This window comes from Pseudoselenomonas caprae (assembly GCF_008271345.1).
GTDB lineage: Bacteria > Bacillota > Negativicutes > Selenomonadales > Selenomonadaceae > Selenomonas_A > Selenomonas_A caprae.
Window position 1 is genome coordinate 1 of the sequence record NZ_VTOZ01000052.1, and the last position, 3,935, is coordinate 3,935.

The window sequence follows — 3,935 nt, forward strand, 5'->3', positions numbered from 1 at the left end:
CGCTGGCCTGCCCGGCACATGTATCTAAGTACGTACTAAAGCAGCTGCGCGGGTCATTTAGCGGAAGCGGAGAAAAAGTGCACCCGCCCCCACCCAAGCTGAGCTGTACCGAGTTTGTTTTAACCACGTACGGACAGATAAACTGCAATTTGCAGAGTTAATATGATAATGTATTTATAAAACATATTGACATAGTATGTATAAGGATGTATACTTCTTTTAACGTAACAATGTTGCATTATATGTAGCTGTGGAGGTACACTGTATGAGAAAAACTATCCTTTTGATACTTACGATTGTGTTTGCTGCGGCGGCGGTATTTAGTGGCTGCGCGAATGACCAGCAGGCAGCGAGCTCGGGGGAGCAGGGGCAAAGGCCGGTGCTCAAAGTCGGCATGGATGCGAGCTATCCGCCGTTTGGGGCGCAGGATTCTGCGTCAAATGACTATGTTGGCTTTGACGTGGACATCATCAAGGCAATCGGCGAGGTTGAGGGCTTTGATGTGTCTATCAGTAATCGCGCATTCGATGGCTTGATTCCCGCGCTGCAGTCGAAGGATATCGACGTGGCAATCAACGATATCACCATTACCGATGAGCGCAAGAAGAATGTAGATTTCACAGAACGCTATTACATTGCCGGTCTGGGGGTAGTGGTAAAGGCCGATAACGATACCATCAAGACGGCGAAAGACCTTGAGGGCAAGAAAATCGGTGTATCGATCGGTTCGACGGGCGAGGAAGCGGCCCGCAAGGTTCCAGGGGCAGATGTCCGCGTGTTCAATGCCATCAATGAGGCCTTCCTTGAAGTGCAGAATGGCGGGGTGGATGCCGTCATCAACGACATCCCTACGAATGAATATTATGTGAGCCATACGAACAACAAGAATGTCCGCGTGGCTGAGGTTGCTTTGACGCAGGAAGATCTCGGCATTGCGGTCCTCAAGGGCAATACGGAGGTATTGCAGAAGTTGAACGATGGTCTGGCAACCATCAAGAAAAATGGCAAGTTCCGTGAGATCTACCAGAAATGGTTTGGTAAGGAACCACCGCAGGAATTGCTGCAGTAAGACGGCAGCGGGAGGATAACCATGAATACGATAGCAGAATATTTGCAGGAATATCCCCTCATCGTGCTGGATGGTGCCTTTGGCACGGAGCTGGCGCGGCGCGGCTTTGATACGAATGATGAACTCTGGTCTGCCAAGGCGCTCTTTGAGCAGCCGGAGCTCGTGCGGGCTGTACATCATGATTATTATGCGGCTGGCGCCGATATTTCCACGAGTGCGAGTTATCAGGCGACTGTTGAGGGCTTTGAGAAGAAGGGCTTTACGCGTGAGCAGGCCAAGGCGCTCATCACGCGATCGGTGCGCTTGGTACAGGAAGCCCGTGATGATTATTGGCAGGCGAATGCGAAGGCGGGACAGCGGCCGCGTCCGCTAGTCGCAGCCTCTGTTGGTCCATATGGTGCGTATTTGGCAGATGGCTCGGAGTACCGTGGCGACTACTCGGCCAGCCGTGCCGAGCTGGCGGATTTTCATGCCGAACGGCTCGCTATCCTCGTCGCGGCCGCGCCGGATATCCTGGCCTGTGAGACTTTGCCGCTCCTTTCTGAGGCCGAGGCAATCCTGGCGGATTTACAGCGTTATCCTGCGGCGGGGGCCTGGATTTCTTTCTCGTGCCGTGATGAGGTGCATACTTGTGGCGGGGATGATATAGCGGATTGTGCGCATTTCCTCGATAAGCAGTCACAGGTTGCGGCTATCGGCATCAACTGTACGGCGCCGCAGCATGTGGCAGGACTTATCCGCCGTATCCGGGAGCAGACGGATAAGCCAGTGGTCGTTTACCCGAATACGGGAGAGACTTACGATGCGGTGACGAAGACCTGGCATGGCAGTGCGACGCCATATCATGAATTCGTGCGTCAGTGGTATGAGGCTGGGGCTCGTCTCATCGGCGGCTGTTGCCGCACGACGCCGGATGATATCCGCGGCATTGCCGCACTGCGGCAGTCGTTGCAGGAGAAAAGATAAAAAACATATTGACTATATATGCATGGTATGATATAGTATCAGCAACGATAGGAACTGACCAAAAAATTGGAGGTTCCAAGGACAGCAAAGCTTTGGGCTGGAGGCTGTCCTTGGAACCTCTTTTTTGTTTCTATCAGCAATCATCTTTATTATTCGTCAAGGATAGGGCTCGTAAGAAAGGAGTGGATTGGTATGACAGCAGAACCACATGAACTGCTCGTACAGAAACCGGGATTTTTCAAGAGTGAAGATTGGTGGGCCGTATGGCTGGGGCTTTTGATCGTTGCCTTGGGGGCAGGACAGGCAGCAGGTGTTGACCTTTTGGGATGGGTCGCCAAGTACAATGTCTGGTCGGATATCGGCAAGGCCGTGGCCCCGAATTCCAAGGAATTTGCTTTCCTCGGGGGCTTTGGCTCGATGCTGGCGACATATTTGTTCCTGCTCATCCTCACGACGGCGGGAGCGTACTTCATGGGAAGTTCGGTCAAGCGCTTTGTTGCCGGTTTTACGATTCTCTACTGGGTAACAGTGGCTGCTAATACTGTGGGAAACTTTGCGTATCTGGCAGCTACGCCGAACAATCTGGAGAAGTTTGGCATCGGCTGGTCATTGGGGCTCGGTGAGCTCGGCTTTGTCATTGCCTTAGTGCTTGGCCTCATCATCGGGAATTTCTTTCCGAAGGCTGCGGCTTTCCTGTCCACAGCTGCCAAGCCGGAGTGGTATATCAAAACAGGTATCGTTATCTTAGGCATGACAATTGCCATAAAGACAGTCGGTGCGATGGGGCTGGCGAGTACCGTTATTTTCCGCGGTATCTGCGCGGTAGTTGAAGCGTATCTGATTTACTGGCCAGTCGTTTATATCATTGCCCGCAAGTTCTTCAAGTTTACGCCGGAATGGGCGGCACCGATGGCTTCGGGGATTTCCATCTGCGGTGTGGCCGCTGCGATTGCCACGGGCAGTGCCATTCGGGCCAGAGCAATCGTGCCGACGGTGCTTTCTTCGGTCATTATCGTATTCGTAGCGGTGGAGCTATTGATCCTGCCGTGGATTGCCACCACGTTTTTTGCGGATGATCCGCTGGTGGCTGGCGCCTGGATGGGCCTGGCCGTCAAGAGTGATGGCGGTGCCATTGCCTCTGGGGCCATCACCGATTCGCTGATCCGCGCTAAAGCCTTGGCTGAGTATGGCGTGAACTATCAGGAGGGATGGACGCTGATGGCGGCCACTACGGCGAAGGTGTTCATCGATGTGTTTATCGGTATTTGGGCCTTCGTGCTGGCTGTTGTCTGGTCTGTCTATCAGATCGGCACCAAACGCAGCGAAGGCAAATCCTACAAGGTTTCCTTCCGCGAGATTGGCGACCGTTTCCCGAAATTCCTGATTGGTTTTCTCGTGGTATTTGGTGGTGTGTTCCTCTGGGGTATCACGAATCCCGATATCGTAAAAGCCGCTGGGGCTGGTGCCGGACAGGCCAACTTGTTGCGCAGTATCTTCTTTGGTCTTTGCTTCTTCTCCATCGGCCTCATTACCAATGTGCGCAAGCTTTGGGCCGAAGGACTTGGCCGCATCGTCGGCGTCTATGCCCTTGCGCTATTCGGCTTTATCCTCTGGGTAGGCCTTGGCATTTCGTATCTGTTCTACCATGGCATCCTGCCGCCGGTGGTTGCTTCGTAAATAGAAAGGATGAAATATCATGAGTGATCTTGCCATCAAGAATAGAACTGCAGCGATAGAAGCCAGCAGTTATGAAGAACATCCGGAACTTGTCCAGCAGAACGAAGAATGGACGGATCTTTCCTCCGTTGAGGTGAAACTCTGCGGGATATCGCTGGGACTGGGGCTGGTGCTACTGGCTGTGTTCCTGTATGCTTTCCGCAGCTGAGCGGATTGTGGGTAC

The 3,935-nt window shown here is 53.1% G+C and carries 4 protein-coding genes; all 4 read left to right on the plus strand.

Translation table 11 applies throughout. The features are described from left to right. Positions 1-265 precede the first annotated feature (265 nt). The 4 genes from FZ041_RS14200 (at position 266) to FZ041_RS14215 (ending at position 3,920) form a co-directional block, all read left to right on the plus strand. Positions 266-1,069, plus strand: a complete 804-nt coding sequence (locus FZ041_RS14200) for a basic amino acid ABC transporter substrate-binding protein (RefSeq protein WP_149190045.1) — start codon at positions 266-268, stop codon at positions 1,067-1,069. Positions 1,070-1,090: 21 nt separating this feature from the next. Then, positions 1,091-2,035, plus strand: a complete 945-nt coding sequence (mmuM, locus tag FZ041_RS14205; RefSeq protein ID WP_149190046.1) for a homocysteine S-methyltransferase — start codon at positions 1,091-1,093, stop codon at positions 2,033-2,035. 192 nt (positions 2,036-2,227) lie between these two features. Beyond that, entirely contained in the window at positions 2,228-3,712 is a 1,485-nt protein-coding gene (locus FZ041_RS14210; RefSeq protein ID WP_149190047.1) for a putative sulfate exporter family transporter, read from the plus strand. 19 nt (positions 3,713-3,731) lie between these two features. Next, a complete protein-coding gene (locus FZ041_RS14215; RefSeq protein WP_075444091.1) occupies positions 3,732-3,920 on the plus strand; it encodes a hypothetical protein in 189 nt (62 codons plus the stop codon). Positions 3,921-3,935 lie beyond the last annotated feature (15 nt).

Coding starts and splice junctions, on each gene's coding strand:
- FZ041_RS14200 (WP_149190045.1), top strand. CDS start 266: ATGAGAAAAACTATCCTTTTGATACTTACGATTGTGTTTGCTGCGGCG.
- mmuM (WP_149190046.1), top strand. CDS start 1,091: ATGAATACGATAGCAGAATATTTGCAGGAATATCCCCTCATCGTGCTG.
- FZ041_RS14215 (WP_075444091.1), top strand. CDS start 3,732: ATGAGTGATCTTGCCATCAAGAATAGAACTGCAGCGATAGAAGCCAGC.
- FZ041_RS14210 (WP_149190047.1), top strand. CDS start 2,228: ATGACAGCAGAACCACATGAACTGCTCGTACAGAAACCGGGATTTTTC.